This is a genomic window from Microbacterium sp. 77mftsu3.1 (assembly GCF_900100525.1).
GTDB lineage: Bacteria > Actinomycetota > Actinomycetes > Actinomycetales > Microbacteriaceae > Microbacterium > Microbacterium aquilitoris.
In genome coordinates, this window is record NZ_FNCR01000003.1 from 266,103 (window position 1) to 281,031 (window position 14,929).

Annotated in this window: 14 protein-coding genes; 4 read left to right on the forward strand and 10 right to left on the reverse strand. The window is 68.1% G+C overall.

What is annotated here, in order from left to right:
• Window positions 1–107 precede the first annotated feature (107 nt).
• The gene (locus BLR68_RS09845; RefSeq protein WP_018186989.1) at window positions 108–1,538 is read left to right on the forward strand and encodes an MFS transporter; all 1,431 of its coding nucleotides are present in this window, start codon (window positions 108–110) and stop codon (window positions 1,536–1,538) included.
• On the opposite strand, the gene BLR68_RS09850 is transcribed toward BLR68_RS09845, so the two are convergent.
• Genes BLR68_RS09850 through BLR68_RS09860 form a run of 3 tightly spaced genes read right to left on the reverse strand, consistent with a single transcriptional unit; the run spans window position 1,533 to window position 4,661 of the window.
• A complete protein-coding gene (locus BLR68_RS09850; protein WP_018186988.1) occupies window positions 1,533–2,138 on the reverse strand; it encodes a GNAT family N-acetyltransferase in 606 nt (201 codons plus the stop codon). The two genes, BLR68_RS09845 and BLR68_RS09850, sit on opposite strands and share 6 nt — an antisense overlap.
• Complete coding sequence (locus BLR68_RS09855; RefSeq protein ID WP_018186987.1) at window positions 2,135–4,000, reverse strand: helicase HerA-like domain-containing protein; 1,866 nt, start codon at window positions 3,998–4,000, stop codon at window positions 2,135–2,137. Before BLR68_RS09855 ends, BLR68_RS09850 begins: the two co-directional genes overlap by 4 nt.
• A gap of 4 nt (window positions 4,001–4,004) precedes the next feature.
• A complete protein-coding gene (locus tag BLR68_RS09860; protein WP_018186986.1) occupies window positions 4,005–4,661 on the reverse strand; it encodes a phosphatase PAP2 family protein in 657 nt (218 codons plus the stop codon).
• Between the two features lie 178 nt (window positions 4,662–4,839).
• On the opposite strand from BLR68_RS09860, the gene BLR68_RS09865 reads away from it, so the two are divergent.
• Both BLR68_RS09865 and BLR68_RS09870 read left to right on the forward strand, forming a co-directional pair.
• Window positions 4,840–5,550, forward strand: a complete 711-nt coding sequence (locus tag BLR68_RS09865; protein ID WP_018186985.1) for a DUF3105 domain-containing protein — start codon at window positions 4,840–4,842, stop codon at window positions 5,548–5,550.
• A complete protein-coding gene (locus tag BLR68_RS09870; RefSeq protein ID WP_018186984.1) occupies window positions 5,547–6,230 on the forward strand; it encodes a DUF305 domain-containing protein in 684 nt (227 codons plus the stop codon). Before BLR68_RS09865 ends, BLR68_RS09870 begins: the two co-directional genes overlap by 4 nt.
• 67 nt (window positions 6,231–6,297) lie before the next feature.
• Here the strand turns inward: BLR68_RS09870 and BLR68_RS09875 are convergent, their stop codons facing one another.
• From BLR68_RS09875 to BLR68_RS09885, 3 genes are all read right to left on the reverse strand, one after another.
• Window positions 6,298–7,269 carry a carbohydrate ABC transporter permease gene (locus tag BLR68_RS09875; RefSeq protein ID WP_018186983.1) on the reverse strand — a complete coding sequence of 324 codons (972 nt, stop codon included), beginning with the start codon at window positions 7,267–7,269 and terminating at the stop codon, window positions 6,298–6,300.
• The gene (locus tag BLR68_RS09880; RefSeq protein ID WP_018186982.1) at window positions 7,269–8,606 is read right to left on the reverse strand and encodes a carbohydrate ABC transporter permease; all 1,338 of its coding nucleotides are present in this window, start codon (window positions 8,604–8,606) and stop codon (window positions 7,269–7,271) included. Before BLR68_RS09880 ends, BLR68_RS09875 begins: the two co-directional genes overlap by 1 nt.
• Window positions 8,607–8,716: 110 nt before the next feature.
• Window positions 8,717–10,042 carry an ABC transporter substrate-binding protein gene (locus BLR68_RS09885; RefSeq protein ID WP_026302873.1) on the reverse strand — a complete coding sequence of 442 codons (1,326 nt, stop codon included), beginning with the start codon at window positions 10,040–10,042 and terminating at the stop codon, window positions 8,717–8,719.
• Between the two features lie 266 nt (window positions 10,043–10,308).
• Between BLR68_RS09885 and BLR68_RS09890 the strand changes: the two genes are divergently transcribed.
• Complete coding sequence (locus BLR68_RS09890; protein ID WP_018186980.1) at window positions 10,309–11,364, forward strand: LacI family DNA-binding transcriptional regulator; 1,056 nt, start codon at window positions 10,309–10,311, stop codon at window positions 11,362–11,364.
• A 79-nt stretch (window positions 11,365–11,443) separates the two neighbouring features.
• Here the strand turns inward: BLR68_RS09890 and rplL are convergent, their stop codons facing one another.
• The 4 genes from rplL to BLR68_RS09910 all read right to left on the reverse strand — a co-directional run bounded on the left by rplL (window position 11,444) and on the right by BLR68_RS09910 (window position 14,906).
• Complete coding sequence (gene rplL / locus BLR68_RS09895; RefSeq protein ID WP_018186979.1) at window positions 11,444–11,824, reverse strand: 50S ribosomal protein L7/L12; 381 nt, start codon at window positions 11,822–11,824, stop codon at window positions 11,444–11,446.
• Window positions 11,825–11,874: 50 nt separating this feature from the next.
• Window positions 11,875–12,363, reverse strand: coding sequence for a 50S ribosomal protein L10 (rplJ, locus tag BLR68_RS09900; protein ID WP_018186978.1), 489 nt, complete (start codon window positions 12,361–12,363; stop codon window positions 11,875–11,877).
• 316 nt (window positions 12,364–12,679) lie between these two features.
• The gene (locus BLR68_RS09905) at window positions 12,680–13,702 is read right to left on the reverse strand and encodes a hypothetical protein (protein ID WP_256335367.1); all 1,023 of its coding nucleotides are present in this window, start codon (window positions 13,700–13,702) and stop codon (window positions 12,680–12,682) included.
• 199 nt (window positions 13,703–13,901) lie between these two features.
• Entirely contained in the window at window positions 13,902–14,906 is a 1,005-nt protein-coding gene (locus BLR68_RS09910; RefSeq protein WP_018186976.1) for a sugar phosphate isomerase/epimerase family protein, read from the reverse strand.
• Between the last annotated feature and the right edge of the window lie 23 nt (window positions 14,907–14,929).

Consider the following 14,929-nt stretch of genomic DNA (forward strand, 5'->3'; position numbering starts at 1 on the left):
GGGTCCGATCGACTACGTACCGTGGAGAGATGGCCAGGTCATCTCGCCCCTCGGTACCCCCGTCCTCCGAAGCACTGACCCGCTCCGCGCCACCTCCGCGGCTGGGCGTGGACGACGTCGTCGTGGTCGACACCAAGCGCGTCCGGACAGCGATCGGCGGCACCGTCGTCGGCAACTTCATGGAGTGGTTCGACTTCGGGATCTACGGCTACCTCGCCGTGACGATCACCGCGGTGTTCACGGCAGACCTCCCCGAACCATGGGGTCTGCTGGCCACCCTCTTCGGGTTCGCGATCTCGTTCCTGGTCCGCCCTATCGGCGGGCTCGTTCTCGGTCCGCTCGGCGATCGCATCGGACGCCAGAAGGTCCTGTTCTTCACCATGGCGATGATGGCTCTGGCAACCGCTCTCATCGGCGTGCTGCCCACGAGCGCTCAGATCGGGCTCTGGGCGATCATCCCGCTCTATGTCTTGAAGATGATCCAGGGCTTCTCCACCGGTGGCGAATACGCGGGCGCGACCACCTACGTCGCGGAGTTCTCGCCCGACAAGCGGCGAGGTTTCTGGTCGTCGTGGCTCGATCTCGGCTCGTACGTCGGCTTCGCCGCCGGTGCCTCCGTCGTCGCTCTCACGACGATCATCACCGAGTCGGTCTGGGGCGAGACCGCGATGACGGACTTCGGGTGGCGCATCCCGTTCCTCGTCGCGATCCCGCTCGGCATCGTGGCGATCTGGTTCCGCCTCAAGATCCCCGAGACCCCCGCCTACGAGAACACCGCCGGAACCGACGAGGAGCCGGATCGCGATGATCCTCTGGCACGCCATGGCATCGTCGGCATCCTCCGTCACCACTGGCGTGAGGTGCTCATCGGCATCGCGATCGTGGCAGCGACGAACACCGCAGGCTACGCGCTCACCAGCTACATGCCGACCTACCTCGAGAAGGAGGTGGGGATCTCCAACCTGGGCGCCGCCGTCGCCACGGTGCCCGTGCTCCTGGTCATGTCGGCGTGCCTGCCGTTCATCGGCCGGCTCAGCGACCGCATCGGGCGTCGACCGGTGTACATGATCGCCGCCGGCTCGACGATCGTCCTCATGATCCCGGCCTTCGCGGTCATGCAGATCGGTCAGGAATGGGCTGTGTTCATCGCCCTCGGAATGGTCGCCATCCCTGTGGCCTTCTACGTCGCCGTCTCGGCGTCGACACTGCCCGCACTCTTCCCGACGGCGTCGCGCTTCGGCGCCATGGCGATCGCCTACAACGTCTCGGTCTCCCTGTTCGGCGGCACGACACCGCTGTTCAGCCAGGCGCTCATCGATCTGACCGGCAACACCTTCATGCCGGCGTTCTACATCATGTTCTTCGCCGCGCTCGGCGGCGTCGCCCTGCTGTCGATGAAGGAGACCGCCAAGCGTCCGTTGCTGGGATCCGTTCCCACCGTCGAGACCCGCGAAGAGGCCATCGAGGTCGTCGCTCGTCAGGACGAGGACCCGCTCATCGACACGTCGACGATGCCGATCCCCGTCCACCGGTCATAGCCGCATGCCGTACGCGCTCGACCCCGGCGATGACGGCAGCGCCGCGAAGCCCAGACGGGTGTAGAACGCCATCGCGCCGGTGTTCTCCGCCGAGGCGACGAGGTGGAGACCGGCGACGCCCCGTTCCCGCAAGGCGGCGAAGAGCGTCTCGATGAGTCGGCGCCCTGCCCCCTGCCCCTGCGCCTGCGGCAGCAGGTCGATGTGCAGGTGGGCGGGGAAGTCGGCCGCGTACCGCTCGGGCTTCTCGCCGCGGCCGTACGCGTAGAGCAGCGTGCCGTCCTGACGCGTGACCTCGGCCTCGGGCTTCGGCCAGCGGTTCGCGAACCGCGGCCACCACTGCGTCCGGAACCACTCCTCGAACCCGTCCGTATCGTCAGTCGCCACGACGTATCCCACCGGCGTCCCGTTCCCGTCCTCGACCACGAAGACGAGGTCCGGGTGGCGTTCCGCGTAGGGCAGCGCCCAGATGTGGCCCCAGATCGCGTCGTCCTCGAAGATCCCGGTCGCATCGCTCCCGGCATCCGCGGTCCGCAGGCAGATCTCCGAGAGCGCCGGCTCATCGCCGGGACGGAACGGACGGATGCCTCCCGCCGCGGTCATCGCCGGCGTCCGTTCCCGAACACCCCGCGGATGACGCTGCCGATGATCGACTGGGTCGTCTTCGACCCGAGGATCTCCTCGAGAGGGGATGCCTCGCGCGTGCGGCTCGTCCGGGTGCTGCCGCCGGTGGTCCGGAGGATCCGCTCGTACTCCCGCTGGGCATCGCGCTCGGCCTTCTGCTGCGCCTTGTCTGCAGCGGCCTTCTGCTTCGCGTACTCCGCGTCGGCCTTGGCCTTCTCGGTCGCCGCCTTCGCCGCATCCGCCGCGGCATCGGCGGCGGCCATCTTGGCGCCGAGGATCTCGCGCGCGGATTCGCGGTCGACGGGAGTCCCGTAGGTCGCGAGGAGCGGAGACGCGGCGACGACGGCCTGCACGGCCGCCGCGGGCGTCGGGGACATGAGGCCCTGGGGGGCGCGCAGGCGCGTCCACGCGACCGGGGTGGGGGCGCCCTTCTCGTTCATGACCGTGACGATCGCTTCGCCCGTTCCGAGCTCCTGGAGGACGCGTTCGAGGTCGTATCCCGAGGTCGGGTACGTGCTCACCGTCGCGCGGAGGGCCTTCGCATCATCGGGCGTGAAGGCACGGAGCGCGTGCTGGATGCGCGAGCCGAGCTGACCGAGCACGTCCGCCGGCACATCCTTGGGGGTCTGCGTCACGAAGAAGACGCCGACGCCCTTCGAACGGATGAGCCGCACGGTCTGCACGATGGCGGCGGTGAACGCCTTCGAGGCGTCGCGGAAGAGCAGGTGCGCCTCGTCGAAGAAGAACACCAGCTTGGGCTTGTCGGCATCCCCCACCTCGGGGAGGATCTCGAAGAGCTCTGCCAGCAGGTACATGAGGAAGGTCGAGAACAGTTCGGGCTTGTCGGCGATCCCCGGCACCTCGAGGAGAGAGATGACACCCCGCCCGTCGGGTGCCGTCCGCAGGAAGTCGTGGACATCGAACTCCGGTTCGCCGAAGAAGACGTCCGCGCCGCCGTCGGCGAAGGTGATGAGTTCGCGGAGGATCACGCCCGCTGTCGCGGGCGACAGGCCGCCGAGGTCCTTCAGCTCGGGCTTGCCCTCGTCGCTCGTCAGGTAGGTGAGCACCGCCCGGAGGTCCGAGAGGTCGACGAGCGGCAGGCCGTGGGCGTCGGCGTAGTGGAAGACGAGGCCGAGACTCGACTCCTGCGTCTCGTTGAGCCCCAGGACCCGGCTGAGCAGGAGCGGACCGAACCCGGTGACGGTCGCCCGCACGGGGACCCCGGTGCCGATGCCGCCGAGGGCGAAGTACTCCGTGACGGATGCCGCCGGTTCCCACGCCTGCCCGATCGCCTCCGTGCGGGCCAGCAGCTTGGGGTTCGGCTCCCCCGCCGTCGCCACGCCGGTGAGGTCGCCCTTGATGTCGGCGGCGAAGACGGGCACCCCCTTCGCCGCGAGCTGCTCGGCCAACCCCTGGAGCGTGCGGGTCTTACCCGTGCCGGTGGCACCCGCGACGAGGCCGTGCCGGTTGGTCATGGCGAGCGGGATGCGGATCTGCGCGTCCGGGAGGGGGGCACCGTTCATGAGGGCCCCGAGGTCGAGGGTCGCCTCGTCGAAGGTGTACCCCTGGGCGATGCGGGCGACCTCGCCGTCGTCCAGCGGGCCCCCGGCGGGAGGGGCCGCAGCGGGCTGAGCGGATTCCGCGGCCGGAGCCTCGGCGGGTGGCTCCGCCGCAGCGGGCTCGGCAGACGCGGGCTCGGCGGGAGCGGCATCCGTCGTCACCGCCGCTGCACGCGCGGCCGCGAGGGCGGCCTGCGCGCGGGCGAGTTTCAGTTCCGCCGCGGCGGCAGCGGCTTCCGCTTCGAGGCGGGCGAGTTCGGCGGCGGCTTCATCGGCGCTCATGTCGTCAGCCTAGCGAGAGGCGTCGCTCGCGCTCCCTGACGATGGGAATCGTCAGGGCGGCGGCGACGAGCATCGTCGTGGCGACTCCGAGCACGGTCCCGCCGAGTGTGTCCGTGAGCCAGTGCGCGTGCACCTGGGTCCGACTGAAAGCCATCAGCAACGCCCAGGCGAGGCCCACGACCGCGACCCACACGCGGGGGAAGAGGATGACGGCGACCGTCGCGATCACGGCGGCATTCGCCGTATGCCCCGACGGGAACGACCCATGATCCGAGATGACGAGCATCTCCTCGGGGCGCACCCGCCCGAACAGCCCCTTCAGCAGCTGCACGACGAGGGCGCCGACGATCGATGCCGCGAGGAAGAACACGGCACCCCATGGCCGGCGTGCCAGCGCGAGCAGAGCGGCGCCGACGAGGGGGACGACGTAGGTCCCGACGACTCCTGCTCCGAGGATGTTCATGAGGAAGGAGATCGGACGGATGCCGGGCAGGAACGTCGTCACGTACGTGTTCCACCACGCATCCAGGTCGATCAGCTCCGAATCGGTTGATTCGACCGCGATGCCGGTCGCGACGGCGACCACGAGGAGGATCGCGCCGATGACGGCCAGGCGCAGGCCGATGCCGATCTCGTGTTCATGCGTGGGCACTCTCGTCATGGGCTCATCCTGGCCGACATCCCGCCGACGAACCTGCCCCTTGCGCTCGCGGCAGTGGACGGTCGCAGGGTCACGGGAACCTATGAACGACGCCCATCCAGGGCCCCCGCAGATGCAGACGAATAAACTCGAACCGGCGCGCCCGCGCCCTCCCATCCCGACCGACGAGGCCACTCCCATGACCCCGAACGACCCTGCCGGAAAGCGGACGAGCGGCAACCCCGCGACGCAGGCCCAGCTGAACCTGACCGTCAAGCAGCAGCGCGAGCAGCAGAAGCAGCAAAAGCTCGCCGAGTACCAGCGTCAGCTCGCCAAGCGCCGCCGCACCAAGGCCACCTGGTGGATCGTCGGGTCCACCGCCGCGGTCCTCGTGGTGGGTCTCGTCGTGGCCTCGTTCCTCCTGACGCCGCGCCCCGTGTCGATCGCCCGTGGAGACGGGGACGGCAGCGGCATCCGCGGCGTGCAGACCTTCGACCACACGGCCACCCATGTCGAGGGCGCCGTCGATTACGAGCAGACCCCGCCGGCCGGCGGCGACCACAACGCCGTCTGGCTCAACTGCGGCGTGTACACGCAGCCGGTGCCGAACGAGAACGCGGTCCACGCCCTCGAGCACGGCGCCATCTGGGTCACCTACGACCCGGCCCGGGTCGACGAGGCGGGCGTCGCGGCGCTCGATGCGCAGCTGCCCAAGGACTACACGGTCCTCTCCCCCTACGAGGGCATGGACACCCCGATCGCCGTCAGCGCGTGGAACGCGCAGCTGAAAGTCGACTCCCCCGACGACGAGCGCATCAGCGAGTTCGTCAAGGCCTACTGGCGCAACACCAACGGTCCCGAGCCCGGCGCGGCGTGCACGGGTGCCCTGGACGCCCCCGGCAAGCAGTGACGACCGAGACCGTCGGCGACGAGCCGGGCACCCCGCGCACCCTCCCGCCGTGGTGGGTGGTGCTGCTGGTCGGCCTCGCCGTCGCCGCGGTCGCGTTCTCGATCGGCCGCTTCTCGACCTTCGGCATCGCCGGTTCCACGCCCGCCGAAGGCTCCGCGGACGTCGGCTTCGCCCGTGACATGCAGGTGCACCACGCGCAGGCGGTCGACATGGCGATGACGATCTACGCGGAGACGGACGACGAGGAGCTCCGGGCCCTCTCGTACGACATCGCGACGGGACAGTCGTCCCAGCGCGGCGAGATGCTCGACTGGCTCGTCCAGTGGGGGCTCCCGCAGTACGGCGACGCACCGATGGCGTGGATGTCGGCGTCCGATTCCGGTCACGCCCACGGAACGGCCTCGGACGCGCCCCAGACCGACGAGCAGGTCCGCGAGGCGATGGGCATGGCCTCGGACGACGAGCTGGCCGCCCTGCACAGCGCGACGGGCAAGACCGCGGACTGCATGTTCCTCTCGCTCATGATCCGCCACCACGAGGGCGCGATCCCGATGGCCGAGGCCGTTCTCGAGCTCGGCACCGACGCGCGCGTGAAGACGGTCGCCGAGAACATGAAGAAGGGTCAGACCTTTGAGATCGAGGCCATGACCTCGATGCAGCAGCGCCTCGGCTGCAGCTGACACGCACGAACGAGAAGAGGGGGATGCCGGTGGCCACCGGCATCCCCCTCTTCTGTCGTTTCGGCGATCAGCCCTTCGTCGCCCCGGCCAGGAGGCCGCGGACGAAGAAGCGCTGCAGCGCGAAGAACACGATCAGCGGGACGAGGATCGAGATGAACGTACCCGCCGACTGCAGGAACCACTTGTTGCCCCAGGTCCCCGACAGCGAGTTGAGGGCCTGCGTGATCGGCAGTGCACCCGGCGAGGCGAAGATCGTCGCGACGAGCAGGTCGTTCCAGACCCAGAGGAACTGGAAGATGCCGAACGACGCGATGGCGGGAGCAGCCAGCGGCAGGATGATCCGGAAGAACACCTGGCCGTGTCCGGCACCGTCGACGCGCGCGGCTTCGATGATCTCGCCCGGGATCTCGGCGATGAAGTTGTGCAGCATGAACGTCGCCAGCGGCAGCGCGAAGATCGCGTGCGCGATCCACACGCGGGCGAAGCTGTAATCGACCTCGTTCAGACCGAAGCCGGGGAAGATCGGCACGTCATTGATGCTCAGGCCGTCCGAGAACAGGCTGAGCAGCGGCACGAGGGCCATCTGCAGCGGCACGATTTGGAGCGCGAAGACGAACACGAACAGCGCGCTGCGCCCCTTGAAGTCGATCCACGCGAACGCGTAGGCCGCGAGGGCCGCCATGACGATCGGGAACACCGTCGCGGGGATCGTGATCGCGAGCGAGTTCACGAAGGCCGAGGCGAGCGTCGTGGACGTCCCGCCCGAGTTCAGCGCCTGCATGTAGTTGTCGAGCGTGAACTTCGGATCGGTGAACGCCGTCCACCATCCGCTCGTCTGCGTGTCGCTGCCGGGGCGGAACGAGGTGACGAACAGACCGAAGGTCGGGATCGTCCAGAAGATCGCGATGATGGCCGCCGCGATCGTGGCGCCCTTCGACGTGAGCTTCTTGTGGGCGATCGCCTCGTTGCGGCGGGTGTCGCGCGCGACCTGGCGCGCGGTGCGGTTGTCGACCGGCGTGGTCGGGGCTGCCACGGTCATCAGCGGATTTCCTTCTGCTTGGCCATCGATCGGGCGTTGTAGACGATCAGCGGCAAGACGAACAGGAACAGCACGACGGCCAGCGCGGACGAGTGTCCGAAGCTCTGGAACCGCTGCTGCTGGTTGACCATCTCGAACCCGAGGACGGTCGTGTCGTCGCGACCACCGGTCATGACGGCGACGATGTCGTAGACCTTCAGCGAAGCGATCGTCACGGTGGTCAGCACGACGATCAGCGACGAGCGGATGCCGGGCACCGTGACGTTGCGGAAGCGCTGCCACGCGTTGGTGCCGTCGAGCTCGGCGGCCTCCATCTGCTCGACCGGGACAGCCTTGATCGCGGCCGAGAGGATCACCATCGCGAAACCGGTCTGCGTCCAGATGAAGACGACCAGCAGCATGAGCGTGTTGATGACCGGCTTGATGGCGAGCCACTGCACCGGATCGCCGCCGAAAGCGGTGACGATCGCGTTGAGGAGGCCGATCTGGTCGCCCTGGCGGGCGTCGTACATGAACTTCCAGATGATGCCGGCGCCGACGAACGAGATCGCAACGGGCATGAACACGAGGACCTTCAGCAGCTTCTCGCCCCGGGCCCGGTCGATGAAGACCGCGTAGGCGAGACCGATGACGACCGAGATCGTCGGCGCCAGCAGCGCCCACAGGATCGTGTTGACGATCGAGGCCGTGCCGGTGGGGTTCGTGAAGACCCAGATGTAGTTCTCGAGGCCCACGAACTCATCGCCCGTCTTGTCGAAGAACGATTTGAAGATCGTCGCGATCGCCGGGTAGACGAGGCCGAGGATCAGCATGATGCTCGCCGGGGCCATGAAGAGGATGAGCTGGAACAGGTATCCCGCGCCCTGACGGGAGCGGAAGTCCGCGAAGAAGAGCAGCGCCCCGACGAGGAGCGCGATGGCCACCACGTAGACGACGGCGTTGGCGTACGGACGCAGCAGCAGGAAGGCGAGCACCGGGATCACGAGACAGGCGACCAGCCGCATGATGAAGTAGCCGCGCCCGGGGCGCGGCGCGAACTCGATGAGCACCAGGATGATCGCCACCACGAGGCCGAAGACCAGCAGGATGACGGGGATCTGGATGAGCGGGTTCAGCGCGCCGAGCCACAGGAAGAAGCTGTTGAGCGAGAAGCCGATCGTGATGCGCGCCGATTCCTCGGTCGAACCGGTGAAGGCGAGCAGGAAAGCGACCAGAGCGATGAGGATGAAGCCTGCGGCGACGACGATCTTCGTGATCGATCGACCCCTCGGGTCTTGAGCGTGGGTGGTGACGGCAGGTTCGGTGTCGACGGGCCTGTCGACGGTCGTCTGCGACATGCGGGTTCCCTTCTGGGTACAGCGGCGTACCCGTGCGGTACGGACGGGAGAAGCGGGGCCGGGCTTTGGAAGCCCGACCCCGCTCGGCTCAGCCGATCGTCAGGCGACGATCAGTTCTCGTAACCGGCCTGGATGTCGGAGAGCACCGTGTCGGTGTCCTTGCCGTCGATCCAGTCGACCATGCCCTTCCAGAACGAGCCCTGACCCACCGTGGCGGGCATCAGGTCGGATGCGTCGAAGCGGAGGACCGTGGAGTCGTCCTGCAGCGTCGTCATCGCTTCCTTGAGGAACTCGCTCGAGGCGAGGCTGGGGTCGGCCTTCTTGTTGGCCGAGATGACGCCACCGAGCTCGACGCGAGCGTCAGCGAACTCGGGCGATGCCATGAATTCCAGGACCTTCTGCGTCGACTCGTCGTCCGAGAAGCCGGCGACGAACTCGCCGCCGCCCTCGATCTGGAGCTCACCCTCGGTGTAGCCGGGCATGATGAACGCGTAGACGTCACCGTCGGGCGCGACCTCGGGGGTCTTGCCGTCCGCGGTCTTCACGTCGAGGAAGTTCGCCGACAGGAACGAGGCCTGGTGGGTGAGGGCGCAGTCGCCGCTCGCCACGGCCGCCGCGACATCGCCGAACGCCGTCGAGTTGATGCTCTTCACGTCGCCGTAGCCGGCGTTGACGTAGTCGGGGTTGAGGAGGATCTCGCCGACCGCGTCGAACGCCTTCTTGATCTGCGGGTCGGTGAACTTCACGTCACCGGCGACCCACTGGTCGTAGACGTCGGCACCGGACTGGCGCAGGACGAGGTCCTCGACCCAGTCGGTGCCCGGCCATCCGGACGCCGCCTCGGACGAGAAGCCGGCGCACCACGCGGGCTTGCCGGTGGTCTCGACGATCTTGTCGGAGAGGGCGATCATGTCGTCCCACGTCTTGGGGACCTCGACACCCCACTCCGCGAACTGCTTCGGCGAGTACCAGACGTACCCCTTCAGGTTCGCGAGCATCGGTGCCGCGTAGAAGGTGTCGTCGAAGGTGCCGTACTTCTTCCAGTCGGGCGACCAGTTCTCGTCGACGGCCTTCTCGACCGCTTCGGGAGCCTTGAGCACCTTCCCGGTGTCGACCAGGGTCTTCAACAGACCCGGCTGCGGGACGACCGCGATGTCGGGGGCGTCGCCACCGGTCACCTTGGTGACGATGTTGCCCTCGAACGACTTGTCGCCGACGTACTCGACGGTGATGCCGGTGTCCTTGGTGAACTGGTCGAAGGACTTGTTGAGGGCGTCTGCCTCGCCGCCCGTAATGCCGCCGGAGATGCGGACGGTCTTCTTCGCCTCGCCGCCGCCGTTTCCGCTGCCACCTTCCGCACACCCTGCCAGCATCAACGCTGCCGCGCCGAGAAGGGCGACGGGGGCAAGAAGACGGTATCGCTGTGACAATGCCATGTACTTCTCCTCTTTCGGGATCATCGTCCGCCCAGAGGAGCCTTGGCCGCATCCTTGGGGAACCGATTCCAGGACAACCTACTTGGCCGAACACTCTCCGCACAACTGCGAAATATCAAGGTTCTGCAACCATTGTGCTTTCGGTTATGATACGCATGGGATCGCTCCCATGAACTGAGGATGGAACCGGTTCCCTTCGCGGCCGCCACCGACTACGCTGAGTCCTCGACCACGGGGACAGGTCATGACGGGGTCGAGGAGGACCGATGAGCACCATCGCCGACGTTGCACGCGAAGCCGGCGTCTCCAAGGCGACGGCCAGTCGCGCCCTGACCGGCAGCGCACAGGTGTCCCCGGCCACACGACAGCGGGTCCACGAGGCCGCACAGCGCCTCGGTTACGTCCCCTCGACCAGCGCTGTCAGCCTCGCCACGGGGCGAACCCGCAACATCGGCGTCGTGCTCCCCCACGTGAACCGGTGGTTCTTCGCCGAGGTCCTCGAGGGCATCCAGGCATCCCTGTTGGAACGCGGGCTCGACCTGACCCTCTACGACGCGACGCCCGGCAGCGCCGGCCGTCGGCGCGTCTTCGACGACTTCCTCTCCCGCAAGAGGTTCGACGGCCTCATCGCCGTCGGCCTCGAACCCGCCGCGAGCGAGACCGAGGCGCTGCTGGCCCTCGACCGACCCGTCGTCAGCGTGATCGGCACCGAGCAGACCACGAGCCTCGTCACGCTCGACGATCGGCTCGCCGCCGCCCTCGCGACATCCCATCTCATCTCGCTGGGACACCGGCGCATCGCCTTCCTGGGCGGCACGTCCTCGAGCCACTGGCCTCACGTTGAGTCCGCCCGCTTCGACGGATATGCGCGGGAGATGCACGACTCCGATCTCGGCGCGCAGGTCACCCGCACACCGGCGGAACTGTCGATGCCGGCCGGCTACGAAGCAGCCGTCGACCTCCTCAGCGATCCGTCGGAGCGCCCGACAGCCATCGTGGGGGCCTGCGACGAAGTGGCGATCGGGGCCATCATCGCGGCGCGACGTCTCGGCATCCTCGTCCCGTCCGAGCTCAGCGTCATCGGCATCGACGACCACGTCAACGCCGAGATGTTCGCCCTCACCACCCTTCGCCAGGTGCCCCGCGAACAGGGGGCGACGGCGGTGGAACTGCTCATGCGCCACATCGAGGACGCGACGCTCGACCCGGTCACCGTGATGATCCGGCCGCGCCTCGTCGTCCGCAACTCGACGGCGCCGCGCTCGGGCGCGACCGCCGCTGCGGTCCGCGACTCAGGGCTCTCCCGCATCGCCGAGCCCTGACGGTTCACCACCGGGCCGGTTAACGCCGGAAGGCTCCGGATGCCGCGGCATCCGGAGCCTTCCAGTGAAGGGATTCGCCTTACTTGACGGAAACCGTCGCGCCGGCGGCCTCGAGGGCCTCCTTGGCCTTGTCGGCAGCTTCCTTGTTCGCGCCCTCGAGCACGGCCTTGGGAGCACCGTCGACGACGGCCTTGGCCTCGCCGAGGCCGAGCGAGGTGAGCTCGCGGACGACCTTGATGACCTGGATCTTCTTGTCGCCGGCAGCCTCGAGGATGACGTCGAAGGAGTCCTTCTCCTCAACCTCTTCAGCAGCAGCGCCACCGCCGGCACCGGCAACGGCGACGGGGGCAGCAGCGGTGACGTCGAACTTCTCCTCGAACGCCTTCACGAACTCGCTGAGCTCGACGAGGGTGAGGCCGGCGAACTGCTCGAGCAGCTCCTCGGTGGAAAGCTTCGCCATGATGTATCTCCTAGATAGATGGGGTTTGTGTAAAAGAGCTCGCTCGTCGCTTACGCGGCGTCAGCGGTCTCCAGCTTTTCGCGAAGCGCGTCGATGGTGGCGGCAGCCTTGCCCATCGTCGCCTTCATCATGCCCGCAGCCTTCGCCAGCAGAACCTCACGGCTCTCGAGCGAGGCGTACTTGTTGACCTCGTCGGCAGTGAGGGCGTTGCCCTCGAAGATGCCGCCCTTGATCACCAGAAGCGGGTTGGCCTTGGCGAAGTCACGCAGAGCCTTGGCAGTGGCGACGAAGTCACCGTGCACGAAAGCGACGGCCGAGGGGCCCTTGAGGTCCTCGTCCAGAGCCGTGATCCCCGCGCTGTTCGCGGCGATCTTGGTCAGCGTGTTCTTCACCACGGCGTACTGCGCGTCCTGACGGATGTTGTTGCGCAGCTCCTTGAGCTGGGCAACCGTCAGACCGCGGTACTCGGTCAGCAAGACGGCGTTCGAGTTCTCGAAGTTCTTCGTGAGCTCGGCGACCGATGCATCCTTCTGCGCCATGGTCACTCCTTGATGTGTACGAGACGTCCCGCGGCAGCGGGACATCGACCTCGACGGTCGGGCTGCATGAGAAAAGCTCCGGCGCAAGCGCACGGAGCTTTGAGCCCGGTTTCCCGGAAGTCTGTCGTACACCTGCGTGGGCCCCTGCGATGCAGAGCTTCGATCGCATGCGCGGACGCACGACGATGACCGACGGTCTTTGGCTTGTGCCCCAGTGTACGCGCCGCCGCCCGGCGCGCCAAATCCCGGCATCCGCGCCCGTGTGTGCGCCGCGCGCCCGGGACGCGAGAGCGCCGCTTCGTGCCGAGTGCGCCTGCTATTGCCCGGCAAGAAGGGGCCTTCTCGGCAAGAAGAGACGCTCTCGCGAGGTGGGGAGGGTGATGCGGAAGGCCCGCAGGCGGTCAGCGAGCGCATCGGGGGTGACGACGTCGCGGCTGGCGCAACGCAACACCCGTCGGCCCGTGACGCCACGCACCCAGTCCTCGCGTTCCTTCTCCGCCAGAAGGATGCCGCTGAGCGGGCGCCCGGCGGTGAGCGCGGGGTCCATGTAATTGCCGTCGCCGTCGCACTCGAGGAACGCGTCCGCCTCGACGAGTTCAAGGTCCATCCAGTATGTGCCGGTGCCGGCGGGCACCTTCACCTGGAGGCCGGGCTGCATGAAGCCCAGCCGCCGCACCTGCAACTTCGTCACCGACTCGAGCGGCAGCTCCGATCTGCCGTCGAGCACCTCGATAACGTCGCGCGCCGCCCGCACTCCCCGCTTTCCGGAGCTGCGCCGCAGCCGCTCCCGCAACCGCTCTCGAAAAGCATCTCCGCCCGCCACGTCATAGCGCCGCGGCGGGCCGGCCACACGTTGCATCGCCGCGTCGGCCGCCGCCACGGCCACTTCGAGGCTCGCGCCGCGCAGTAGATCGCTGACCGTCCGCTCGAGACTCGTGCACGGGAGTCCGTCCACCGTGACGATGTCCACATCGTCGACCGCGTCACGATGTCGTCCGACCGTGGGTCCGCTGTGCCGACCCACCCCGGCGTCGACCGCGTGCACGCGCTGGACGAACAGCCGGTAGAGAGGCAATCCGTGGAGGACCGCGGCCGAGGTGAACGAGAACACCGGCGGCGCCCCGGCATCCGATGACACCGCGGCGATGTGGAGGCGGTGCTGCGATTCGGGCCACAGGTCCCGCCAGGTCCCGCCGTCGCAGTACCACCCCCTGCGCACCCGCACGAGGTCGCCGCCCCGGAGCGCGTCGTCGATGTCCCGTCTGCTCCACCCATCGAGGACGAGGTCGTCTCGACGCCGCAGCGCCGACGCGGCGGCAGCCAGGTCCAGTTCTCGCATCCCCCGAGCGTGCCGCCCGGTCCGCCCGGACGACACGCGCACGTCGCCCTTCCGGACAGCCGCGGTCGCCTCGCCCGTGTGGAGGAGGCACGAAAGTGCGTCCCCGTACCGAAAGCGAGGGCGGATGCCGCGCCACAGCCGACGCGCTCGACAGGACCGCGCGCTCTCGGGCCCCGGCGCTGCGCCCGCTCGCGAGCGCTCAGCGCGTGCTGAACGCGGCGTCGAAGGCGGCGGCGGACGGCTCGTAGGTCGACAGCCGCCGAACGAAGGCGAGAGCCTCGGGGGCGCCGACCAGGCGGTCCATGCCCGCGTCCTCCCACTCGACGGAGAGCGGACCGGTGTACCCGATCGCGTTCAGCATGCGGAAGGCGTCCTCCCACGGCACGTCGCCGTGGCCCGTGGAGATGAAATCCCACCCGCGCCGCGGATCAGCCCAGGCGAGGTGGGACGACAGCCGACCGTTCCGACCGTTGCCGAGTCGCTTCTTCGTGTCCTTGCAGTGGACGTGGATGATGCGGTCGCGGAAGTCCCACAGGAACGACACGGGGTCGAGGTCCTGCCACACCATGTGGCTCGGGTCCCAGTTGAGTCCGAACGCCTCGCGGTGCCCGATGGCCTCGAGCGCGCGGTGAGTCGTCCAGTAGTCGTAGGCGATCTCGGATGGGTGCACCTCGTGGGCGAACCTCACGCCGACCTCGTCGAAGACGTCGAGGATCGGGTTCCAACGCGCGGCGAAGTCCTCGTAGCCCGCATCCACCATGTCCTGGGATGCCGGCGGGAACATCGCGACGTACTTCCAGATCGACGACCCCGTGAACCCGGTCACGATCTTCACGCCGAGCTTCGCCGCCATCCGGGCGGTGTCCTTCATCCCCTCGGCCGCACGCTGCCGCACCCCCTCGGCCTCGCCATCACCCCACACCCGGTCGGAGAGGATGTCGCGGTGCCGCTGGTCGATCGGATCGTCGCAGACCGCCTGCCCGCCCAAGTGGTTCGCGATCGCATGCGCCTGCAGGCCGTTGCGTTCGAGGATGTCCCGACGACTCCGGACGTACTCCGCGTCGTCCCAGCGGGAGACGTCGAGGTGGTCACCCCAGCAGGCGATCTCGAGTCCGTCGTACCCCCACTCCCCGGCGAGGCGCGCGATCTCATCGAACGGCAGGTCGGCCCACTGGCCGGTGAACAGGGTGATCGGTCGCGCCATTGCAGATCCTTTCGTGGATGCGG